Origin of the sequence: Campylobacter concisus (assembly GCF_001298465.1) — a bacterium.
Classification (GTDB): domain Bacteria; phylum Campylobacterota; class Campylobacteria; order Campylobacterales; family Campylobacteraceae; genus Campylobacter_A; species Campylobacter_A concisus.
Genome location: NZ_CP012541.1, coordinates 154,440 through 171,869, shown reverse-complemented (window position 1 = coordinate 171,869; position 17,430 = coordinate 154,440). Strand labels below are relative to the sequence as shown.

Sequence of the window (17,430 nt, the reverse complement as noted above, 5' to 3'; positions counted from 1 at the left end):
ATAGTATTTTAGATCTTAGTTTAAGAATGGGATTTAGTTAGGAGAACGGAGCAAAATTGCTCCGTAAATTATTTAACACCAACTATGATTTGAGTTGCTTTGATAATTGCAGTTACTTTATCTCCTGCTTTTAAAGCTAGACTACTAACTGACTCTCTTGTGATGATAGCAGAAATTTTGCTGCCATTTACATCGATAATAACTTCAGCATTTACAGCTCCGTCTTTTATCTCGCTAACAACACCTTTGATTTGGTTTGTAGCGCTAAGTTTGATGCTGTCATCTTTTGAAACGATAACGCTTGAAGCTTTGAATAAAAAGATAGCTTTTTTGCCAACTTTAAGATCAAGACCTTTTTCACTATCAACCGTAACAGTTGCTTTTAGCACCTCACCGCCTGCAAGCTTAGCAGATATTAGCGAATTTACCGCACCTGTTCTTACCTCTGTGATCTCAACATTTAGTTGATTTCTTGCACTTATTGACATTTTGTCTCCTTCTTTTGAATTAAATTATGGTGAAATTGTAAGGTAGAATTATTAAGCAAAACTTAAAACCATTTATACAAAATTATAATATCAAAAATAAAAATTTTATACTTTTAAATATCCTAAAAATCGCTATTTGAGAAATAAAATCTAAAAATTTAATTTATATTATTTTGAAAAAAATGAGAAAAAATATTACTAACTACTACTTCTAAATATCTATTTTTATAAAATTCTTGTAAATTTGGCTTTAAAGTTTGGTAAATTTAAAAGTATTTTAAACTAAAATAATATTTTTAAGTAAAGAAATAAATTATAAAATTTGAAGTAAAAATTTGAAAATTTAAATACCAGCTTCTAGCATAGCTTCTGCTTGATAGTGCGTGATAAGCGGCTCGATGATCTCATCAAATAGTCCCGCAGCCATAATCACATCAAGGCGGTAAAGTGTTAAATTTATACGGTGATCGCTTATACGGTTTTGCGGATAGTTGTATGTCCTTATCCTACCAGAACGATCTCCGGTGCCAACTTGGCTCTTTCGCTCACTAGTCTCTTTTGCAAACCTCTCTTGCTCTTGAAGCTCATAAAGTCTAGCCTTTAACACCTTCATCGCAGCTTCTTTGTTTTTGTGTTGGCTCTTGCCATCTTGGTTTGTGACAACAAGACCTGTTGGTATATGTGTGATCCTAACGGCACTATCGGTTGTATTTACCGACTGGCCACCGTGGCCTGAGCTTCTCATAACATCGACTCTTATATCGTTTGGATTAATCTCAATCTCACTATCTTCGACTTCTGGCATGATAGCCACAGTCACAGCCGAAGTGTGCACCCTGCCCTGGCTCTCAGTCTCTGGTACACGCTGAACTCTATGCGTGCCACCTTCAAATTTTAGTCTTGAGTAAGCGCCTTTACCTTTTATGAGTACGATGATCTCTTTAAAACCACCAGTATTACCTTCACTTTGGCTAACGATCTCAAATTTATATCCACGAAGCTCTGCATATCTAATGTAAGCATTAAAAAGATCTCCAACAAATAGTGCAGCCTCATCGCCACCAGTACCTGCACGAATTTCTAAAAATATATTTTTATCATCGTTTGGATCTTTTGGGAGAAGCAAAATTTTGATCTCTTCTTCAAGCTTCTCTCTTGAAATTTCTAAATTTTTAAGCTCATCTTTTGCAAGCTCGCCAAGCTCAGAGTCCTCAAGCAGGGCTTTATTCTCTTCAATGTCATTTAGAATTTGTAGATATTTTTTTGCAGCAGTTGCGACTGGTTCGATAGATGATTGCTCTTTTGAGAGCTTTGTCATCTTTTCGATATCGTTTGCTATATTTGGATCGCTTAGAAGCGTAGAAATTTCATCATAGCGATCCAAAAATGGATGAAGTTTATCAGCAAACATTAAATTTTAATAGATTAAGCAGCTTTTAGAGTATTTACTAATTGAGCAAGGCGACTAACGCGACGAGCAGCAGTTTGTTTCTTCAAAAAGCCTCTACTTACGAAGCTGTGGATGCTTTTGTTAGCAACTTTTAAAGCTTCATTTGCGGCATTTAGATCTTTAGCTTCTACAGCTACACGCACTGCTTTTGTGATGTTTTTAAGTCTAGTGCGATAAAATCTGTTTCTTTCTGTTCTTTTTATAGTTTGTCTAGCTCTTTTTTCAGCAGATTTATGGTTTGCCATAATATACCTTTTTTGATAATTTTAGTCCGTGATTATATGAAAAATATATTTAATTGTAACTGAATTTAAGTCTGCTTTAAAACAAATAAAATTTTAGATTTTAAATTTGATAATTTCTGATAAAATAGCACCATTTTATAATAAAAAGGATAAATTTATGAAACTTTTTGGAACAGACGGAGTTCGTGGCAAGGCTGGCGAAAAGCTTTCAGCTCAAACATCTATGCGCCTTGCAATGGCTGCTGGAATTTACTTTAGAAAGACCTCAGCGACAAATGTGATTTTGGTTGGAAAAGATACTAGAAAAAGCGGCTATATGATAGAAACAGCCATCGTTGCAGGACTAACCGCAGTTGGCTACAACGTCCTTCAAATAGGCCCTATGCCAACACCTGCGATCGCATTTTTAACAGAAAATATGCGCTGTGACGCTGGCATCATGATAAGCGCCTCACACAACCCATACTACGACAACGGCATCAAATTTTTTGATAGCTTTGGCAACAAGCTTGATGAGACAATAGAGGCTGAGATAGAAAAAATCTTCTACGACGATGAGCTCATCGCAAACGCCCAAAAGACGATGACAGAGATCGGTGCAAACAAGAGGATCGACGATGTTATTGGCAGATATATCGTGCAGATAAAAAATTCATTCCCAAAAGAGTTAAATTTAAAAAATTTACGAGTAGTTTTAGACGTAGCAAATGGCGCTGCTTACAAGGTCGCACCAACTGTATTTAGCGAGCTTGGAGCCGATGTCATCGTCATAAACGACGAACCAAATGGTAGCAATATCAACCAAAACTGTGGCGCACTTCATCCAGAGGACCTAGCAAGCGAGGTAAAAAGGCTTCGTGCCGACATCGGCTTTGCATTTGACGGCGATGCTGATAGGCTTGTAGTAGTTGACGAAAACGGCGAAGTTGTGCATGGCGATGCGATACTTGGCTCACTAGCTGCATTTTTAAACGAGCAAAAGGCGCTAAAAGGTGGAGCTGTCGTAGCTACGGTAATGAGTAACGCCGCACTTGATGACTATCTAAAAGCTCGCAAGATCAAGCTGCTTCGCTCAAATGTAGGCGATAAATATGTGCTTGAAATGATGAAAGAAAATGGTATAAATTTTGGCGGTGAGCAAAGCGGTCACGTGATATTTAACGACTATGCCAAAACTGGCGACGGCCTTGTTACCTCAATGCAAGTTGTTGCGATGATGCTTAAAAAAGGCAAAAAAGCTAGTGAAATTTTTGGCGAGCTAAAGCCGTATCCGCAAATTTTGCTAAATTTAAAGATCACAGAGAAAAAGCCGCTTGATAAGATAGAGGGGCTAAAAGAGCTTGAGGCTAGCCTTGCAAAAGAAGGCATAAGATCGCTCTTTAGATACTCTGGCACTGAAAATTTGATCAGACTTTTGCTTGAGGGTAAAAATCAAACTTTAGTTGAAAAACGCATGGATGAAGTTGAGAAATTTTTCATAAAAGCCTTAAATGCGTAAAAACTTAGTCAAATTTTTCATCGCGTTTTTCGTCATTTTTATCGTTGATCAAGCGATAAAAATGATATTTATAGATGGCTTTTCGTGGGACGGAGAGTTTTTTTCGCTAGTTCTTACATATAATAAGGGCGTTGCATTTTCGATGTTAGCCTTTTTAGATGAGTGGCTGAAATTTATCCAGATCGCCCTCATTTTAGGCGTTTTTGTCTATCTAGTTGTTGAGAAAAAACTGCTTTGCTCGCATGCCATTTGGCTTGGAGCTTTGCTAGGAGCTGGCAGCTCAAATATCACAGATAGATTTATCCATGGCGGCGTCGTGGATTACGTCTTTTGGCACAAGTGGTTTAACTTTGCGGTCTTTAACTTCGCTGACGCGATGATCGATCTTTGCGTCGTGATGATACTTTGGCAAAGTTTTAGAAAAAGGAGAGAGAGTGGGAAATAATATCTACGTCGCATACGCGCTTTGGCTATTTACTGGCTGGCTTGGAGCGCATAGAATTTACCTTGGTAAATTTATCACTGGCTTTTTGATGATGGGACTATTTTTTATCGGTTACTCTTTACAAATCATCCTCGTTGGTTATTTATTCTTAGCTATTTGGGGCATTTGGTGGATCATCGATGCATTTTTGGTTGGTGCTTATGTCGAGAAAAATTTACAAAAAGTCGAGCTAAAAGAGAGACTAAAACTAAAAGATAAAGAAGAGGACTTAAAAAGGCTTTATGAGCTTTTTGAGAGTGGTGCGATCAGCAAGGCTGAATTTGAAGCTAGAAAAGAGATACTTTTTAGATAAGGAGACGTTATGGCAGAATATTATCTTTACTTAAAATACCTCCACTATTTGTTTTTCATCTCGTGGATGGCAGTGCTGTTTTATCAGCCAAGGCTCTACGTTTATCACGTAGAAAACATGGACAAGCCAGACTTTGTAAAAGTGGTCGAAGTGATGGAGTATAAGATGTATCACTACATCGGTTGGGTCGCGCTCATTGGCTCATTTTTCACTGGCATTTTGATACTTATTGCAATGCCTGATCTTATAAAAACTGGTCACATCCATGTCAAAATTTTAGTTGTCATCTTAATGGCTATCTATCACCTAGACCTTGGACGCTATATGAAGCAGCTCAAAGAGAAACGCTGTAACAAAAGCGGCATCTTCTTTAGAGCCTACAATGAAGTGCCAACTATCGCGATGCTTATCATTATCTGGGTCATGATAGTAAATCCATTTTAAGGGAATTTGATGAAGAAATTTTTAGCATTTATCGCTTTACCAGCGCTCTTACTTGCAGCGACTCAGTACTTTGAGCCGGTGCAGATAAAATTTGACAACAGACTCTACTCATTGGCATATTCAGCCAAGCCTGTGCCAAATTTATTCACACAGGAGTATTTGCTCCCTGGCGAAAAGCTAGAGAGTTTTAGCTACATGCTCTCGCTAAATACGCTTAAATTTGACGCTACGCCAGAGCAAGCAGTCGAGCAAAAGATAAATGATCTAAAAGAGCTAAAAGCAAAAGGACTAAAAGTAGCTTATAAAAAGGGTTCGCTAGTAAATGAAATTTATCTTGATATCACAATATTTTCAAACCTAAATGGCGTGCCAACAGCTGAGCACTCGATATATCGCTACACCAAGCAAAGTAGAAATTTAGTCCTTTTTACCATCCAAAGGCGTGCTTATAAAAAAGAGGGCATTCAAAGATTTGCTGCAAATTTCACGATCGAGTCGCAAGATTTTAGCAAAAAAGCCCTAGCCACACCTTTTCCACAAATCATCAATAGATAGAAAAATTTGAGTGTAAATTTAGCCTTTGCACTCAAATTTTAAAACCAGACTTAATAAATTTATCTAAAAATAAAACGAATAGTTATATGATAAGCAAAACTCAAAAAGGATAGCCTATGATACATAAAATTCTTATCGCAAATCGTGGTGAGATCGCAGTTAGGATAGTCAGAGCTTGTAGGGATTTACACATTCAAAGCGTAGGAATTTACACAGCGCCAGATAGCGAGTGCTTGCATGTAAGGATCGCTGATGAGGCCTATCAAGTGGGCGAAGATCCGATTAAGGGCTATCTTGACGCCAAAGCTATCGTAAAGCTTGCTAAAGAGTGCGGAGCTGACGCGATACACCCAGGATACGGCTTTTTAAGCGAAAACTACGAATTTGCAAAGGCGGTCGAGGATGCTGGGCTTATCTTTATCGGTCCAAAGGCTGAAGTGATCAGAAAAATGGGTGATAAAAATATCGCAAGATACCTGATGAAGAGAAACGGCATACCAATCGTTCCAGGCACAGAAAAGCTAAATGACGAGAGCATGGATGCCATAAAAGAGCACGCTAGACGCATCGGCTATCCAGTCATCTTAAAAGCAAGCGGTGGTGGTGGTGGCCGTGGCATCAGAGAAGTTTGGCAAGAAGAAGATATGCAAGATGCCTTTGAATCGTGCACCAGAGAGGCAAAGACCTACTTTAACAACGATGAAGTTTTTATGGAGAAGCTTGTCGTAAATCCTCGTCACATCGAGTTTCAAATTTTAGGCGATAACTACGGCAATATCATCCACCTTTGCGAGCGTGACTGCTCTATCCAAAGGCGCCACCAAAAGATTATTGAGATCGCACCTTGCCCATCGATCAGTGAAAATTTAAGAAAGATCATGGGCGTGACTGCGGTGGCTGCTGCAAAGGCTGTGGGCTACTCAAACGTAGGAACGATCGAGTTTTTGCTAGATGACTACAACAACTTTTACTTCATGGAGATGAATACCCGTATCCAAGTGGAGCACGGCATCACCGAAGAGATCACAGGCCACGACCTAGTCGTTAGGCAGATAAGGATCGCAGCTGGTGAAATTTTAGAGATCGAGCAAAGCGACATCAAACCGCGCGGCTACGCGATAGAAGCAAGGATCACGGCTGAAAATGTCTGGGAGAATTTCATCCCAGCACCAGGCACGATCGAGGGCTACTACCCAGCTCTTGGCCCATCTGTACGCGTCGATAGCCACGTCTATAAGGACTACACCATACCGCCATTTTATGACTCGCTAATCGCAAAGCTGATCGTAAAGGCGACCGACTACGATCTGGCGGTAAATAAGCTTGAAAGAGCTCTTGAAGAATTTACCATCGAAGGCGTGCGAACGATCATCCCATTTTTGCTAACGATTAGCAAAAGTAAAGAGTTTAGAAGAGGATTTTTCGATACTAGCTACGTTGAGAAAAACTTAAAAACTATCCTTGAAAACACCTATGACGATATGAATAAAGAGCCAAACGACGACCTAGAAGAGGTCATCGTAGAGGCTATAAAAAGATATAAGAAGAAGAGGTGAATTTGTCTCATTGCGGCTTTGGCGATAAATTTCGTCAAGGCTAAATTTCCACGCAAACTGTATGCGTCTTGGCTTTATCATTTACCATAGCGTAGAGTCTACTGGCATGATCTGATCCGCGCTAAGTCTAAATTTCTCAAACTCTATCTCTTTTAAAAGCAAGCCATCTTTGGCGCTTATCAAAACTGGCTTATTTTTGCGGTTTGCGAGTAGAATTTAACCATCGACTTAAGGAAAATGCTCCGCACCACTTGTTTTAAATTTAAATATCACTTCGCCACTTTTTGCCTCAACAGCATAGAGATGTCCGTTATTGGCAGCGGTGCCAAAGTAAAGCACCCCTTACGCAGGTAAACTGGCGTGTAGAGATATGTGCCAAGCTTTAGCCACCAGATAGTTTTGCCTATTCTTGTACTATGCTCTTTAGGCGGCACACTCGCGTTTAAATTTTCATCTTTTGCTTCATTATTGATCGCTGCACCACCCAAAATTTCTTTGCACTCCATCATAAATGGCGAGCTCATGCACACGCAAAAGCCCTCAAATTCGTATGTTTTAGCATCGTCATAAATCTCTTTTATGGGCTACGCGACTTTACCAAGCCAATTTACCTCATCATTAACCCTTTGTAACATCTCACATTTAGTGATTGCTAGTTTTCTTAGTTATCTCTGCCAGCTTCTTAAATTTATGAAGATCATGGTCTAAATTTGGTAACAAATGAGCCAAAATTAAAAGCACGCTGAAATAAATTTGATAAAATTTGCCAAAATTTAGCAAATTAAAGGACTGATATGTTTTTAAAGCTAGATGAAATCGCTCAAAAGTTAGATCAAATTTTTTTGCCACTAGAGCAAGAGGGTATGACTGGCATGAGGCTCTTGCTTCAAAATGATGTTAAAGCTACCACACAAGCACTTAAAAACGCACAAGAAGCTCTTGGCGTAAATTTCCCAGCTAAATTTATAAAGCTTTTAAGCAAATTTGACCTTAGAAATTTTGAAATTTGCAATGTCAAATTTGGCTCTAGAGGCGACTATGCAAGCGAGATAGTACGACTAAATAGCGTAGATGAGTTTGGTGGCAAATGGTGGCAAGGTGAAGCTCGCCCTTTAAATTTAATAGTCTTTGCCGTGGGTGATCCGTGGATATTTTTGCTTGATTGCACGAGTGGCGCGGTCTATGCATGGCTCTTTGGAGATGAGGAGCTTTGCAGCAGGTGCGTCGCAAACGACTTTGAGAAATTTTTCATAGCACTTGCTAGCATCGATATAGCAAGGCTAAATGAAGAAACACTGCCATCAACCGAGCAAATCCTAAAATTTGTCCAAGCAGACGACACAGCACTTGATTTTTGGCAAGAGATGGCGCAAATTTAGTAAATTTAGGCTCCACTCAGCCTAAATTCTCTTTTATAAATTTATCCCAGCGATCGAAACAAAAACCACTTTCTATAAATTTAGTTTCAATATGTAACACTCATTGCCCAAAATAAAAATATTAAAATATCTTTAAATAAAAATTTTTTCTAGCCGAGCTAATATTTAACTACAAAAAAAGGGAAAAGGAGCAAAAATGAGCGAGTATATCGAAAAAACGATGGAGTGGATAAAAAAGACCAATCCGGGTCAAGGCGTCTTTGTCCAGGCTGCGACCGAGGTTTTAAACAGCCTCGAGCCGCTTATAAAAAGAGAGAGCAAGTACCAAAAACACGCGATCTTAGAGCGTATCGTGATACCTGAGCGCACGGTGATATTTCGCGTCACATACACGGGCGACGACGGCAGACCGCAGGTAAATAACGGCTACCGCGTGCAGTTTAACTCAGCCGTCGGCCCCTATAAAGGTGGCATCAGACTGCATCCTAGCGTGGATCTTGGCGTGCTAAAATTTCTAGGATTTGAGCAAATTTTTAAAAACTCGCTCACGGGCGTAAATATCGGCGGCGCAAAAGGCGGCAGCACCTTTGATCCAAAAGGCAAGAGCGAGGGCGAGATAATGCGCTTTTGCCAAGCGTTTATGAGCGAGCTATACCGCCACATCGGCAACACTGTAGACGTACCGGCAGGCGACATCGGCGTGGGCGCGCGCGAGATAGGCTATATGTTTGGGCAGTATAAAAAGCTCACGGGCAGATTTGACGGTATACTAACGGGCAAAGGCCTAAACTGGGGCGGTAGCCTAGCGCGCACGGAGGCGACCGGATACGGGCTGGTCTATTTTACGCAAAATATGCTACAAAAAGCTGGGCTTGGGCTAGAAGGTAAAAAGTGCAGCATAAGCGGTAGCGGAAACGTCGCCATCTACACGGTAGAAAAGCTCTATCAAGTAGGCGCGCTGCCTATAACGGTTTCTGATTCAAACGGATACGTTTACGACGCAGAGGGCATAGATCTAGCGGTACTTAAAGAGCTAAAAGAAGTAAAACGCGCGCGCCTTAGCGAATACGTTAAATTTAGACCGAACGCAAAATACGTAAGCGTGAGCGAGTACAAAGAGGGCAGAAACGGCGTCTGGGACGTTCCATGCGACGGAGCGTTTCCGTGCGCGACGCAAAACGAGCTTCACCTAGCCGATATCAAGACGCTCTACACTAACGGCTGTCGCTTCGTAGCCGAGGGGGCAAATATGCCAAGCACGCTTGATGCGATAAATTTTATGCTAGCGCAAAAGGATTTTTACTTCGCTCCTGCAAAGGCGGCAAACGCCGGCGGCGTAGGCACGTCGGGCCTAGAGATGATGCAAAACGCCGGCATGAGCTCGTGGAGCTTTGACGAGGTTGATCGCAGGTTGCACGGCATCATGAATCACATCTTTGAGCTAAGCTATGAAACTAGCAAGGAGTTTGGCGACGAGGGAAATCTGGTGCTCGGCTCAAATATCGCGGGCTTTCGCAAGGTAGCCGATGCGATGATAGATCAGGGGTATGTGTAGGACTGATTTTGCTCTTGGCTCTATAAATTTACGTCCAAGTTAAATTTGGACGTAAATCACTTTGGTTTTTTAGCTAGAAGCGAGTTTTCTTTTGGCAAGGGATAATTAAAAAAATTTATAAATTTAAGCTATAAACAAGCAAATTTTTTAGCAAATTTATACAGCTGCTAGGCGAAATTTAGCTTATAACTCTCGCACAGGCACCATTAATTTACAACTCGAAAAAAGTTATCAAATTTACTCTTTTAAGCGAGCTCTTGCCTAGTCGAATTTCAGCAAAGTGTCTATGTAATGGTTGGCAGAAAGAGGATGGAGCAAATTCTAGTAAGCAAAAATTAAAATTTGCTACATTTAATCCATGAACAAGCAAATTTCTCATCAAATTTGGTCGTCACATAAAACCAAGAGTAGTCAAAGCTTTTTGTAAAAAGCATTATTAAAGCGATATCCCATTGCCAAATTTAGCTAGATATTAGGCAAAATTTAGCTTAAAAATACTCACGCAAGCACTAAAATTTTGTAAGCTCACAAGAAAGTCGATTTTCCTAGATTATTTTCAGCACAACGCCCATGCGAGCGATAACAAAGCGGGTAAATTCCAGCAAGTAAAGACCAAAATTTACTAAATTTAAACCACATCCAAATTTTGCCTATCAAATTTAACCATAAGATATATCAACCCTGAAAACGCCTTTGCGTAAATTTAACACATATAAAAATGATAGGATCTTTGAAAATAGTTATTTATGAGTTTTTGTATTAAAAATTTAATGTAATAAAGAGCAAGCCCTAGCCTGCCCTTTGTTAGAATTTAACCCTTTTTTGGAGTTACAAGCATATTTACATAACGACCTTCTATCATAGGTTCTTTATCGCGATCAGCTTCATTTTTTATCATTTCCCAGACCTTCTCAAGCATAGCTACGCCAGCTTCTGGGGTACTCATCTCACGCCCCTTTAAAAATACACGAAATTTAACGTGTTTGCCATCTTGCAAAAACTCGCTTGCGTGTTTAACCTTATAATTTATATCGTTTTGGGCGATCTTGACAGAGAGTTTTATCTCTTTTATCTCGATGGTCTTTTGCTTTTTCTTGGCCTCTTTTTGCTTTTTCTCTTGCTGATAGCGGAATTTACCATAGTCCATTATCTTGCAAACTGGTGGCTTTGCGTCTGGCGCTATAAGCACTAGATCAAGCCCAAGCTTATTTGAGATCTCTAAAGCCTCTTCTCTTGAGATGACACCGTATGCCGTGCCATCATCCCCTACACATCTTACCTCTCTCGCCCTTATGTCCTCATTGAGCAATACTTCATTTTCCTTACTCAAAAATGTACCTCACTAAGTTTCTCCTTCGTTAAATTTATAAATTCCGCCAAGCTCATATCGCTCTGCGTCCTAGCCTGTCTGTCGCGTAGCGCAACGCTCTTGTTCGCTACTTCGTTGTCACCTAGCACGACTATCATAGGCACCCTTTGTTTTTCAGCCGTTCTTATTCTCTTATTTAAACTCTCATTTTTACTTGCGATCTCGCTATCGACGTTAATCTTTCTTAGTTCGCGTGAAATTTCTTTTGCGTAGTCTAAATGCGCGTCGCTAATAGGCACGATGACGACCTGCGTTGGAGCGATGAAAAATGGCAACTCACCAGCAGTGTGCTCAAGTAAAATTCCTATAAATCTCTCAAAACTACCAAGCAAGGCTCTGTGAAGCATTACAGGGCGCTGGCGTTCGTTATTTGCGTCAATGTAGCCTAGATCAAAGCGCTCAGGTAGGTTAAAATCGACCTGGATCGTGCCACACTGCCATTTTCGTTTTAGCGCGTCGGTGATTTTGATGTCGATTTTTGGACCGTAGAATGCGCCACCGCCCTCGTCGATACCGTATTTAAAGCCGTTTTCGTCAAGCGCTTCTTTTAGTGCTTTGGTCGCCGTTTCCCAAATTTCGTCCCCACCGATCGCTTTTGCCGGCTTGGTTGAAATTTCCATCTCATAGTGAAAGCCGAAATTCTCCATTATCTTGCCAGCAAATTTTAAAATTTCTAGGATATTTTCTTTGATTTGACTTGGCATACAAAAGATGTGCGAGTCATCCTGGGCAAATTCGCGCACTCTGAAAAGTCCGTGTAAAACGCCACTTTTTTCATGGCGATGCACTACGCCGTATTCGAAAAATTTAAGCGGTAGATCGCGGTAAGACCTGATATCACTTTGATAAACTTTGATGTGACCAACGCAGTTCATCGGCTTTATGCCATACTCCGCATCGTCAATCGTCGTAAAGTACATATTTTCTTTATAGTTTGCGTAGTGACCGCTTCTTCTCCACACATCAGCCTTTAAAAGCTCTGGCCCACGCACTGGCTCATAGCCACGGTCGCGATGAGCTTTGTATAAAATTTGCTCTAACTTAGAGCGCAAGCGTCCGCCATTTGGTAACCATATCGGCAAGCCGCCACCCACTTCTTCATCAAAAGTAAATAATTTCATCTCGGTGCCAAGCTTTCTGTGATCACGCTTTTTAGCCTCTTCAATGATGTGGATGTGCTCTTTTAAACTCTCTTTATCTGCATAGGCTGTGCCGTAAATTCTAGTTAGCATCTCACGGTTCTCATCACCGCCAAGATAAGCCCCAGCCACGCGTGTAAGCTTGAAAAATTTTAAAAATTTAGTATTTGGCACATGTGGTCCGCGGCAAAGATCTTCAAAATCGCCTTGCGCGTAGCTACTAACTTCACCATCTGGGATTCTTTTTAAGACCTCTTGTTTTAGGTCGTCATCTTTAAATTTATCGCTCATATTAGCTTTAGTTGAGCAGGTTTTAACGATGTCAAATTTCTTCTCAGCAAGCTCTTTCATCTTATCTTCGATCGCTGCTAGATCGCTCTCGCCTAGTTTCGTGCCCTCATCATCAACTCTAAAATCATAATAAAATCCATCTTCTACGTTTGGTCCGACAAAGAATTTCGCCTTTGGATAGAGTGATTTGATAGCTTGTGCCATGAGGTGCGCACAGGAGTGTCTAATAACGTGTAGTGCTTCTTTTGAGTTGTCAAAATAGATAGGCTCGGCACCACTTTCGCGCCCTGCGATACTTTGTGTATCGACTATTTCGCCATTTAGTTTGTATGCGATGATATCGCTCATTGTTTTTCCTTATATCAAATTGTCTTTTTTACGATAAAAGAACGATTAAGGATTTTATCTAAATGGGCTTTAAGCTAAACTTAATATTTACTAAGCAAATTTTTATAAATTCTTTTTAAATCCACAAGCTTTGATCTATAAATTTATTTATAAAATATATATATTTATATTTAAATGTCTAAATCCCTAAATTTAAAGATTTTTATTTATATAATTTATTATATTTTAAGATTATGCCTGATAATATTTGTTCTTGAAATGAATTTAGCAATTTCTCGTCTTTGCATTATTTAAATTCATTTTTCTCCCGACAATATTTAGTGCTAGGAAGTGGTTAGCCTGGCACTTTTTTATTCTGCAAAATTTATTAGCGTTGGTTGCACTATCTTCGTATAATCTTTTGTATTTAAAATGATCGATCTATCAAGTAGCCCCGCATTAAACGCGATCTCATCGTTTCTTTGTAGTAACCTTTCATCAACTACAATGTGTAAATTTTTATGAAAACTAAATGGTGGCACCGAACCAAAAACACAATCTGCCAATTCCAAAACCTCATCTGGACTAGCTAGGCTTGCCCTTTTGCCGTCAAATTTTTGTGTCAAGCTATCAAGATTTGCCTGCATATCGGCTGGCAATACAGCCAAAATATAAATTTTACCAGCCTTCATCGCTGGCTTTTCATCGCTTAGCAAATAATCATTTAGCACATTTTCATCTTTAAAAATTTGCCTAAATTTCTCCTCATCTACGCCCTTTATAGAGCATACCAGCGCCTTTGCGCCCTGGCTCATCTTCGTACCTCTTATCTTAGCAACCTCCTCTGAAGTCCTAGCACTCTCATGCTCTATCACCCTAAATTTAGCCTCGTTTTTAGTAAGAAGGTCATGGATTTTATTAAAAATTTGCTCAGACACCGCTCTTTCCTTTGGATAAATTTAGTTAAAATTATACAGCTAAAACCAAAAAAGGCAGGAAAATGCAGATAAATTTAGATGACGTAAAGATCGAACCAAGCTGGAAAGAGGTGCTAAAAGATGAGCTTTTGAGTGAAAATTTCGCTCGCATCAAAGAAAATTTCTTAAAAGCAAAGAGCGCTGGAGTCGTCTATCCGCCAAGTGGGCTTATATTTAATGCATTTAACCTAACGCCATTTCACGACGTCAAAGTAGTCATCCTAGGACAAGATCCATATCACGGCGCAAATCAAGCCATGGGTTTAAGCTTTTCAGTACCAAATGGCGTAAAAGTCCCACCAAGTCTTATAAATATCTATAAAGAGATTTACGCTGATCTTGGCATAAAAGAGCCAAATAGCGGCGATCTAACAAAATGGGCAAAGCAAGGCGTGCTGCTTCTAAACTCAACTTTAAGCGTTAGTGCTGGAGTGGCAAATTCTCACGCAAGCTTTGGCTGGCAGGGCTTTACAGACGCCGTCATAAAAAAGATAAGCGAAAATTTACACAACGTAGTTTTTATGCTTTGGGGCAATCCAGCCAGAGCCAAAGCACCGCTCATTGACGCCAGCAAGCACCTCATCTTAGAGGCAGCACATCCAAGCCCACTGGCTCGTGGAGCATTTTTTGGCTGCCGTCACTTCTCAAAAGCAAATATCTACCTAGCAAACCACGGCAAAACGCCAATAGACTGGGATCTAAACGTAAAAATTTGATCTATTTTTTTAGATCATTTAAAAGCTTGTTTGTCTCTTCAAGCTTTCTTTTGCAAAATTTCTCATCTTTGTTTTGCAAAATTATGGCTTCTTGACCGCTTTGTCTTTGTTTAAGCTCATCAAATTTAAGCTCAAAAAGCCTTAACGCCTTTTCATCATTTGCAAGTCGCTTGCTCTCTTTGGCATAAAACTCGTCAAGATAGAGCCTACTTTGTTTGATATATTCATTGCAAACATCGTTTGCATGGACTAAATTTACGCCAAGCAAAATGGCAAAAATAGCTATTTTTTTCATGTTTTTCCTTGAAATTTTTGCGTTATACTAGCCTTTAAGCACTTAAATTTTAAAATACTCTTTCAAAAAAAGGATAAAAAATGAGACGAAAAGATAGAGAGCTAAGCCGTGAAGATGGCTTAAAAATCATAGATGAATGCGAATATGCGGTAATTTCATGCGTGGATGATGAAGGAGAAATTTTTAGCGTACCGATCTCGCCTGTTAGAGTTGGTGAAAGCATTTTTATACACGGAGCTACCGCTGGCTGTAAGGCAAAACTACTTCAAGATGGACGAAAAGTAGAGTTTGTCTGCGTTGGTTTTAACAAAGTCCCGTATCTAAATGATAGCGAGCTAGATGCGATAAAAGACGATGGCAAGGCACTTGGAGGCAAGGTTTTTACGACTGAATATAAAAGTGCGATCGCAAAAACAAGAGCCTACGAGGTCGAGGACGAGGCCAAAAGATATGAAATTTTAAAAATTCTTAGCCAAAAATACACAGCATATGCGATGAGCACATTTGACGTGGCTGCGAATTACGGACTTGGTATCATGAAAATTTACGAGCTAAAGATAGAGAGCCTTAGTGCTAAGGCTAAAATTTTACCAAAACCAGCAAATTAAAGGAACAAATTTGAGCTCACTTGCACTGATGTTTAGACCAAAAAATTTGGATGAAATTTGTGGCCAAAAGGCAGTCAAAGCGGCTTTTTTAAAATTTATAGCTACACAAAAGATCCCGCACTCCATATTTTACGGTCCAGCAGGCTGTGGCAAGACGAGCTTTGCAAGGGCTGTGGCAAGTGGGGCAAACTACGACTTTTACGAGTTTGACGGCGGAAATTTAAAGATAGATGACTTTCGTAAAATTTTAAAAAACTACGAAAACGCCCTAAATAAGCCACTCTTTTTCATAGACGAGATCCACAGGCTTAGCAAGACCCAGCAAGAAGCCTTGCTAATACCAATGGAGAATTATAAAGCCCTAGTCATCGGTGCAAGCACAGAAAATCCCTTTTTCACGCTAAGCTCAGGCATCAGAAGTCGCTCGATGCTCTTTGAGTTTAGGCCGCTTAGCAGTGGCGATTTTGAGGAGCTTCTTGGCAAGATAAAAGAGCAAATTTCATTTAGCATTGACGAAGAGGCAAAAGAGTATCTCTTTAAAAGTAGCGGCGGCGACGCAAGAGCTATGCTAAATTTACTAGAATTTGCCGTCACGCTTGATGAAAATGTGAGCTTAGAAAATTTAAAAATACTTCGCCAAAACTCCCTAAAAGAGGGGGCAAAAGAGGACGACACGCACTACGAGCTAGCAAGTGCTTTTATAAAAAGCCTGCGTGGAAGCGACGAAAATGCCGTCATCTACTACCTAGCAAGGCTTATAGACTCAGGCGAGAGCGCGGACTTCATCGCTAGAAGGATGGCGATATTTGCCAGCGAAGACATCGGCAACGCAAACCCAAATGCGCTAAATTTAGCCGCCAGCACGCTAAGCGCGGTAAAAGAGATAGGCTTTCCAGAGGCTAGGATTATACTGGCTCAGTGCGCCGTCTATCTAGCCAGCTCGCCAAAGTCAAACTCGAGCTACAACGCGATAAATGCCGCCCTAAGATACGTGCAAAGCGAAGAAATTTTAAAGATCCCACCATATCTAAAAAATCACACAAAAGAGAGCAAAGACTACCTTTATCCGCATGATTTTGGCGGCTGGGTCGAGCAAAAATACCTAGAAAAACCGCTCGTTTTTTACAAAAGCAAGGGCATAGGCTTTGAGAAGACGCTAAATGAGTGGCTAGATAAAATAAAATCCAAGGGCTAAATTTTGGGCTTTACTCTGTCAGATTTATGGAGTAAATTTTAAAAGAAATGTAGATGAACGAGCAAAATTTAGCATACATCGCAAATTTAAAGATAGGATACGTGCCTTGGAGTAGATTAACGACAGCTTATGGCAAAGCAAGCGGATTTCCAGAAAATTTTTAAACAGCTTTGGGCGGCGATCGGCGAGAAAATTTGACGCAAAGTTTGGCTACCAGCAAGTTAAATAGCGGACAAAATATGGCAAATCCAGCAAATAACAATGAAGCAAAATTTAATACCAAAGCCTTTAAACGCTTTTGATAAAATTTTTAGCAAAACTAATAGCCATACGTTTTGCCAAGTTATATCTACGCAAGAAAGATTGCGAATTTCTCAAAAAAGTTGCCTAAAACATGCAAAAACATAATTTTAGAAATTATCAATCAAAAAACGCCTTAGAGCGTAAAAATATTGGTCGCAAAATCTTGCTAGTAAAAAACGAATTCACCGCGAGTAAGCCGAAAACTAGCACGAAATTTTAAGCCAAGCTAAAAAATTTTTCTTA

The 17,430-nt window shown here is 39.9% G+C and carries 19 protein-coding genes; 11 read left to right on the top strand and 8 right to left on the bottom strand.

Features of this window, described 5'->3' with window-relative positions; genetic code table 11:
* Window positions 1–68 precede the first annotated feature (68 nt).
* The 3 genes from CCON33237_RS00805 to rpsT all read right to left on the bottom strand — a co-directional run bounded on the left by CCON33237_RS00805 (window position 69) and on the right by rpsT (window position 2,183).
* The gene (locus CCON33237_RS00805) at window positions 69–488 is read right to left on the bottom strand and encodes a TOBE domain-containing protein (RefSeq protein ID WP_054195983.1); all 420 of its coding nucleotides are present in this window, start codon (window positions 486–488) and stop codon (window positions 69–71) included.
* 343 nt (window positions 489–831) lie between these two features.
* Window positions 832–1,899 (bottom strand): peptide chain release factor 1, encoded by a 1,068-nt coding sequence (gene prfA / locus CCON33237_RS00800; protein WP_054195982.1) that lies wholly within the window; start codon window positions 1,897–1,899, stop codon window positions 832–834.
* A gap of 14 nt (window positions 1,900–1,913) precedes the next feature.
* Window positions 1,914–2,183 (bottom strand): 30S ribosomal protein S20, encoded by a 270-nt coding sequence (gene rpsT, locus CCON33237_RS00795; protein ID WP_004317319.1) that lies wholly within the window; start codon window positions 2,181–2,183, stop codon window positions 1,914–1,916.
* A 157-nt stretch (window positions 2,184–2,340) separates the two neighbouring features.
* Here rpsT and glmM point away from each other — a divergent pair, with 157 nt between their 5' ends.
* From glmM to CCON33237_RS00765, 6 genes are all read left to right on the top strand, one after another.
* Entirely contained in the window at window positions 2,341–3,681 is a 1,341-nt protein-coding gene (glmM, locus tag CCON33237_RS00790; RefSeq protein ID WP_054195981.1) for a phosphoglucosamine mutase, read from the top strand.
* Window positions 3,674–4,126, top strand: a complete 453-nt coding sequence (gene lspA, locus CCON33237_RS00785) for a signal peptidase II (RefSeq protein WP_054195980.1) — start codon at window positions 3,674–3,676, stop codon at window positions 4,124–4,126. Before glmM ends, lspA begins: the two co-directional genes overlap by 8 nt.
* Window positions 4,116–4,478 carry an NINE protein gene (locus tag CCON33237_RS00780; protein ID WP_054195979.1) on the top strand — a complete coding sequence of 121 codons (363 nt, stop codon included), beginning with the start codon at window positions 4,116–4,118 and terminating at the stop codon, window positions 4,476–4,478. The genes lspA and CCON33237_RS00780 overlap by 11 nt, the downstream gene beginning before the upstream one ends.
* A gap of 9 nt (window positions 4,479–4,487) precedes the next feature.
* A complete protein-coding gene (locus tag CCON33237_RS00775) occupies window positions 4,488–4,922 on the top strand; it encodes a CopD family protein (RefSeq protein ID WP_054195978.1) in 435 nt (144 codons plus the stop codon).
* A gap of 9 nt (window positions 4,923–4,931) precedes the next feature.
* Entirely contained in the window at window positions 4,932–5,477 is a 546-nt protein-coding gene (locus CCON33237_RS00770; protein WP_054195977.1) for a hypothetical protein, read from the top strand.
* A gap of 116 nt (window positions 5,478–5,593) precedes the next feature.
* A complete protein-coding gene (locus tag CCON33237_RS00765) occupies window positions 5,594–7,033 on the top strand; it encodes an acetyl-CoA carboxylase subunit A (RefSeq protein ID WP_054195976.1) in 1,440 nt (479 codons plus the stop codon).
* A 269-nt stretch (window positions 7,034–7,302) separates the two neighbouring features.
* Here CCON33237_RS00765 and CCON33237_RS10200 read toward each other — a convergent pair whose 3' ends face one another.
* Window positions 7,303–7,557, bottom strand: a complete 255-nt coding sequence (locus CCON33237_RS10200; protein ID WP_439098279.1) for a hypothetical protein — start codon at window positions 7,555–7,557, stop codon at window positions 7,303–7,305.
* 270 nt (window positions 7,558–7,827) lie between these two features.
* Between CCON33237_RS10200 and CCON33237_RS00755 the strand changes: the two genes are divergently transcribed.
* Entirely contained in the window at window positions 7,828–8,412 is a 585-nt protein-coding gene (locus CCON33237_RS00755; protein ID WP_054195975.1) for an SMI1/KNR4 family protein, read from the top strand.
* 196 nt (window positions 8,413–8,608) lie between these two features.
* Window positions 8,609–9,967, top strand: a complete 1,359-nt coding sequence (gene gdhA / locus CCON33237_RS00750; RefSeq protein ID WP_054195974.1) for an NADP-specific glutamate dehydrogenase — start codon at window positions 8,609–8,611, stop codon at window positions 9,965–9,967.
* A gap of 811 nt (window positions 9,968–10,778) precedes the next feature.
* Here the strand turns inward: gdhA and infC are convergent.
* The 3 genes from infC to CCON33237_RS00735 all read right to left on the bottom strand — a co-directional run bounded on the left by infC (window position 10,779) and on the right by CCON33237_RS00735 (window position 14,031).
* Window positions 10,779–11,297 (bottom strand): translation initiation factor IF-3, encoded by a 519-nt coding sequence (gene infC, locus CCON33237_RS00745; RefSeq protein WP_054195973.1) that lies wholly within the window; start codon window positions 11,295–11,297, stop codon window positions 10,779–10,781.
* On the bottom strand, window positions 11,294–13,114 hold the full coding sequence (gene thrS, locus CCON33237_RS00740; RefSeq protein ID WP_054195972.1) for a threonine--tRNA ligase: 1,821 nt from the start codon (window positions 13,112–13,114) through the stop codon (window positions 11,294–11,296). The genes infC and thrS overlap by 4 nt, the downstream gene beginning before the upstream one ends.
* 350 nt (window positions 13,115–13,464) lie before the next feature.
* Window positions 13,465–14,031, bottom strand: coding sequence for a YbaK/EbsC family protein (locus CCON33237_RS00735; protein WP_054195971.1), 567 nt, complete (start codon window positions 14,029–14,031; stop codon window positions 13,465–13,467).
* Window positions 14,032–14,093: 62 nt separating this feature from the next.
* Here CCON33237_RS00735 and ung point away from each other — a divergent pair, with 62 nt between their 5' ends.
* The gene (ung, locus tag CCON33237_RS00730) at window positions 14,094–14,786 is read left to right on the top strand and encodes a uracil-DNA glycosylase (protein WP_054195970.1); all 693 of its coding nucleotides are present in this window, start codon (window positions 14,094–14,096) and stop codon (window positions 14,784–14,786) included.
* 1 nt (window position 14,787) lies between these two features.
* Here the strand turns inward: ung and CCON33237_RS00725 are convergent, their stop codons facing one another.
* Complete coding sequence (locus CCON33237_RS00725; RefSeq protein ID WP_054195969.1) at window positions 14,788–15,081, bottom strand: hypothetical protein; 294 nt, start codon at window positions 15,079–15,081, stop codon at window positions 14,788–14,790.
* An 80-nt stretch (window positions 15,082–15,161) separates the two neighbouring features.
* On the opposite strand from CCON33237_RS00725, the gene CCON33237_RS00720 reads away from it, so the two are divergent.
* On the top strand, window positions 15,162–15,689 hold the full coding sequence (locus tag CCON33237_RS00720; RefSeq protein WP_054195968.1) for a pyridoxamine 5'-phosphate oxidase family protein: 528 nt from the start codon (window positions 15,162–15,164) through the stop codon (window positions 15,687–15,689).
* A gap of 28 nt (window positions 15,690–15,717) precedes the next feature.
* Complete coding sequence (locus CCON33237_RS00715; protein ID WP_234402297.1) at window positions 15,718–16,884, top strand: replication-associated recombination protein A; 1,167 nt, start codon at window positions 15,718–15,720, stop codon at window positions 16,882–16,884.
* Window positions 16,885–17,430: the final 546 nt, after the last annotated feature.

Coding starts and splice junctions, on each gene's coding strand:
- CCON33237_RS00805 (WP_054195983.1), bottom strand. CDS start 488: ATGTCAATAAGTGCAAGAAATCAACTAAATGTTGAGATCACAGAGGTA.
- prfA (WP_054195982.1), bottom strand. CDS start 1,899: ATGTTTGCTGATAAACTTCATCCATTTTTGGATCGCTATGATGAAATT.
- rpsT (WP_004317319.1), bottom strand. CDS start 2,183: ATGGCAAACCATAAATCTGCTGAAAAAAGAGCTAGACAAACTATAAAA.
- glmM (WP_054195981.1), top strand. CDS start 2,341: ATGAAACTTTTTGGAACAGACGGAGTTCGTGGCAAGGCTGGCGAAAAG.
- lspA (WP_054195980.1), top strand. CDS start 3,674: ATGCGTAAAAACTTAGTCAAATTTTTCATCGCGTTTTTCGTCATTTTT.
- CCON33237_RS00775 (WP_054195978.1), top strand. CDS start 4,488: ATGGCAGAATATTATCTTTACTTAAAATACCTCCACTATTTGTTTTTC.
- CCON33237_RS00770 (WP_054195977.1), top strand. CDS start 4,932: ATGAAGAAATTTTTAGCATTTATCGCTTTACCAGCGCTCTTACTTGCA.
- CCON33237_RS00765 (WP_054195976.1), top strand. CDS start 5,594: ATGATACATAAAATTCTTATCGCAAATCGTGGTGAGATCGCAGTTAGG.
- CCON33237_RS10200 (WP_439098279.1), bottom strand. CDS start 7,557: ATGAGCTCGCCATTTATGATGGAGTGCAAAGAAATTTTGGGTGGTGCA.
- CCON33237_RS00755 (WP_054195975.1), top strand. CDS start 7,828: ATGTTTTTAAAGCTAGATGAAATCGCTCAAAAGTTAGATCAAATTTTT.
- gdhA (WP_054195974.1), top strand. CDS start 8,609: ATGAGCGAGTATATCGAAAAAACGATGGAGTGGATAAAAAAGACCAAT.
- thrS (WP_054195972.1), bottom strand. CDS start 13,114: ATGAGCGATATCATCGCATACAAACTAAATGGCGAAATAGTCGATACA.
- ung (WP_054195970.1), top strand. CDS start 14,094: ATGCAGATAAATTTAGATGACGTAAAGATCGAACCAAGCTGGAAAGAG.
- CCON33237_RS00725 (WP_054195969.1), bottom strand. CDS start 15,081: ATGAAAAAAATAGCTATTTTTGCCATTTTGCTTGGCGTAAATTTAGTC.
- CCON33237_RS00720 (WP_054195968.1), top strand. CDS start 15,162: ATGAGACGAAAAGATAGAGAGCTAAGCCGTGAAGATGGCTTAAAAATC.
- CCON33237_RS00715 (WP_234402297.1), top strand. CDS start 15,718: ATGTTTAGACCAAAAAATTTGGATGAAATTTGTGGCCAAAAGGCAGTC.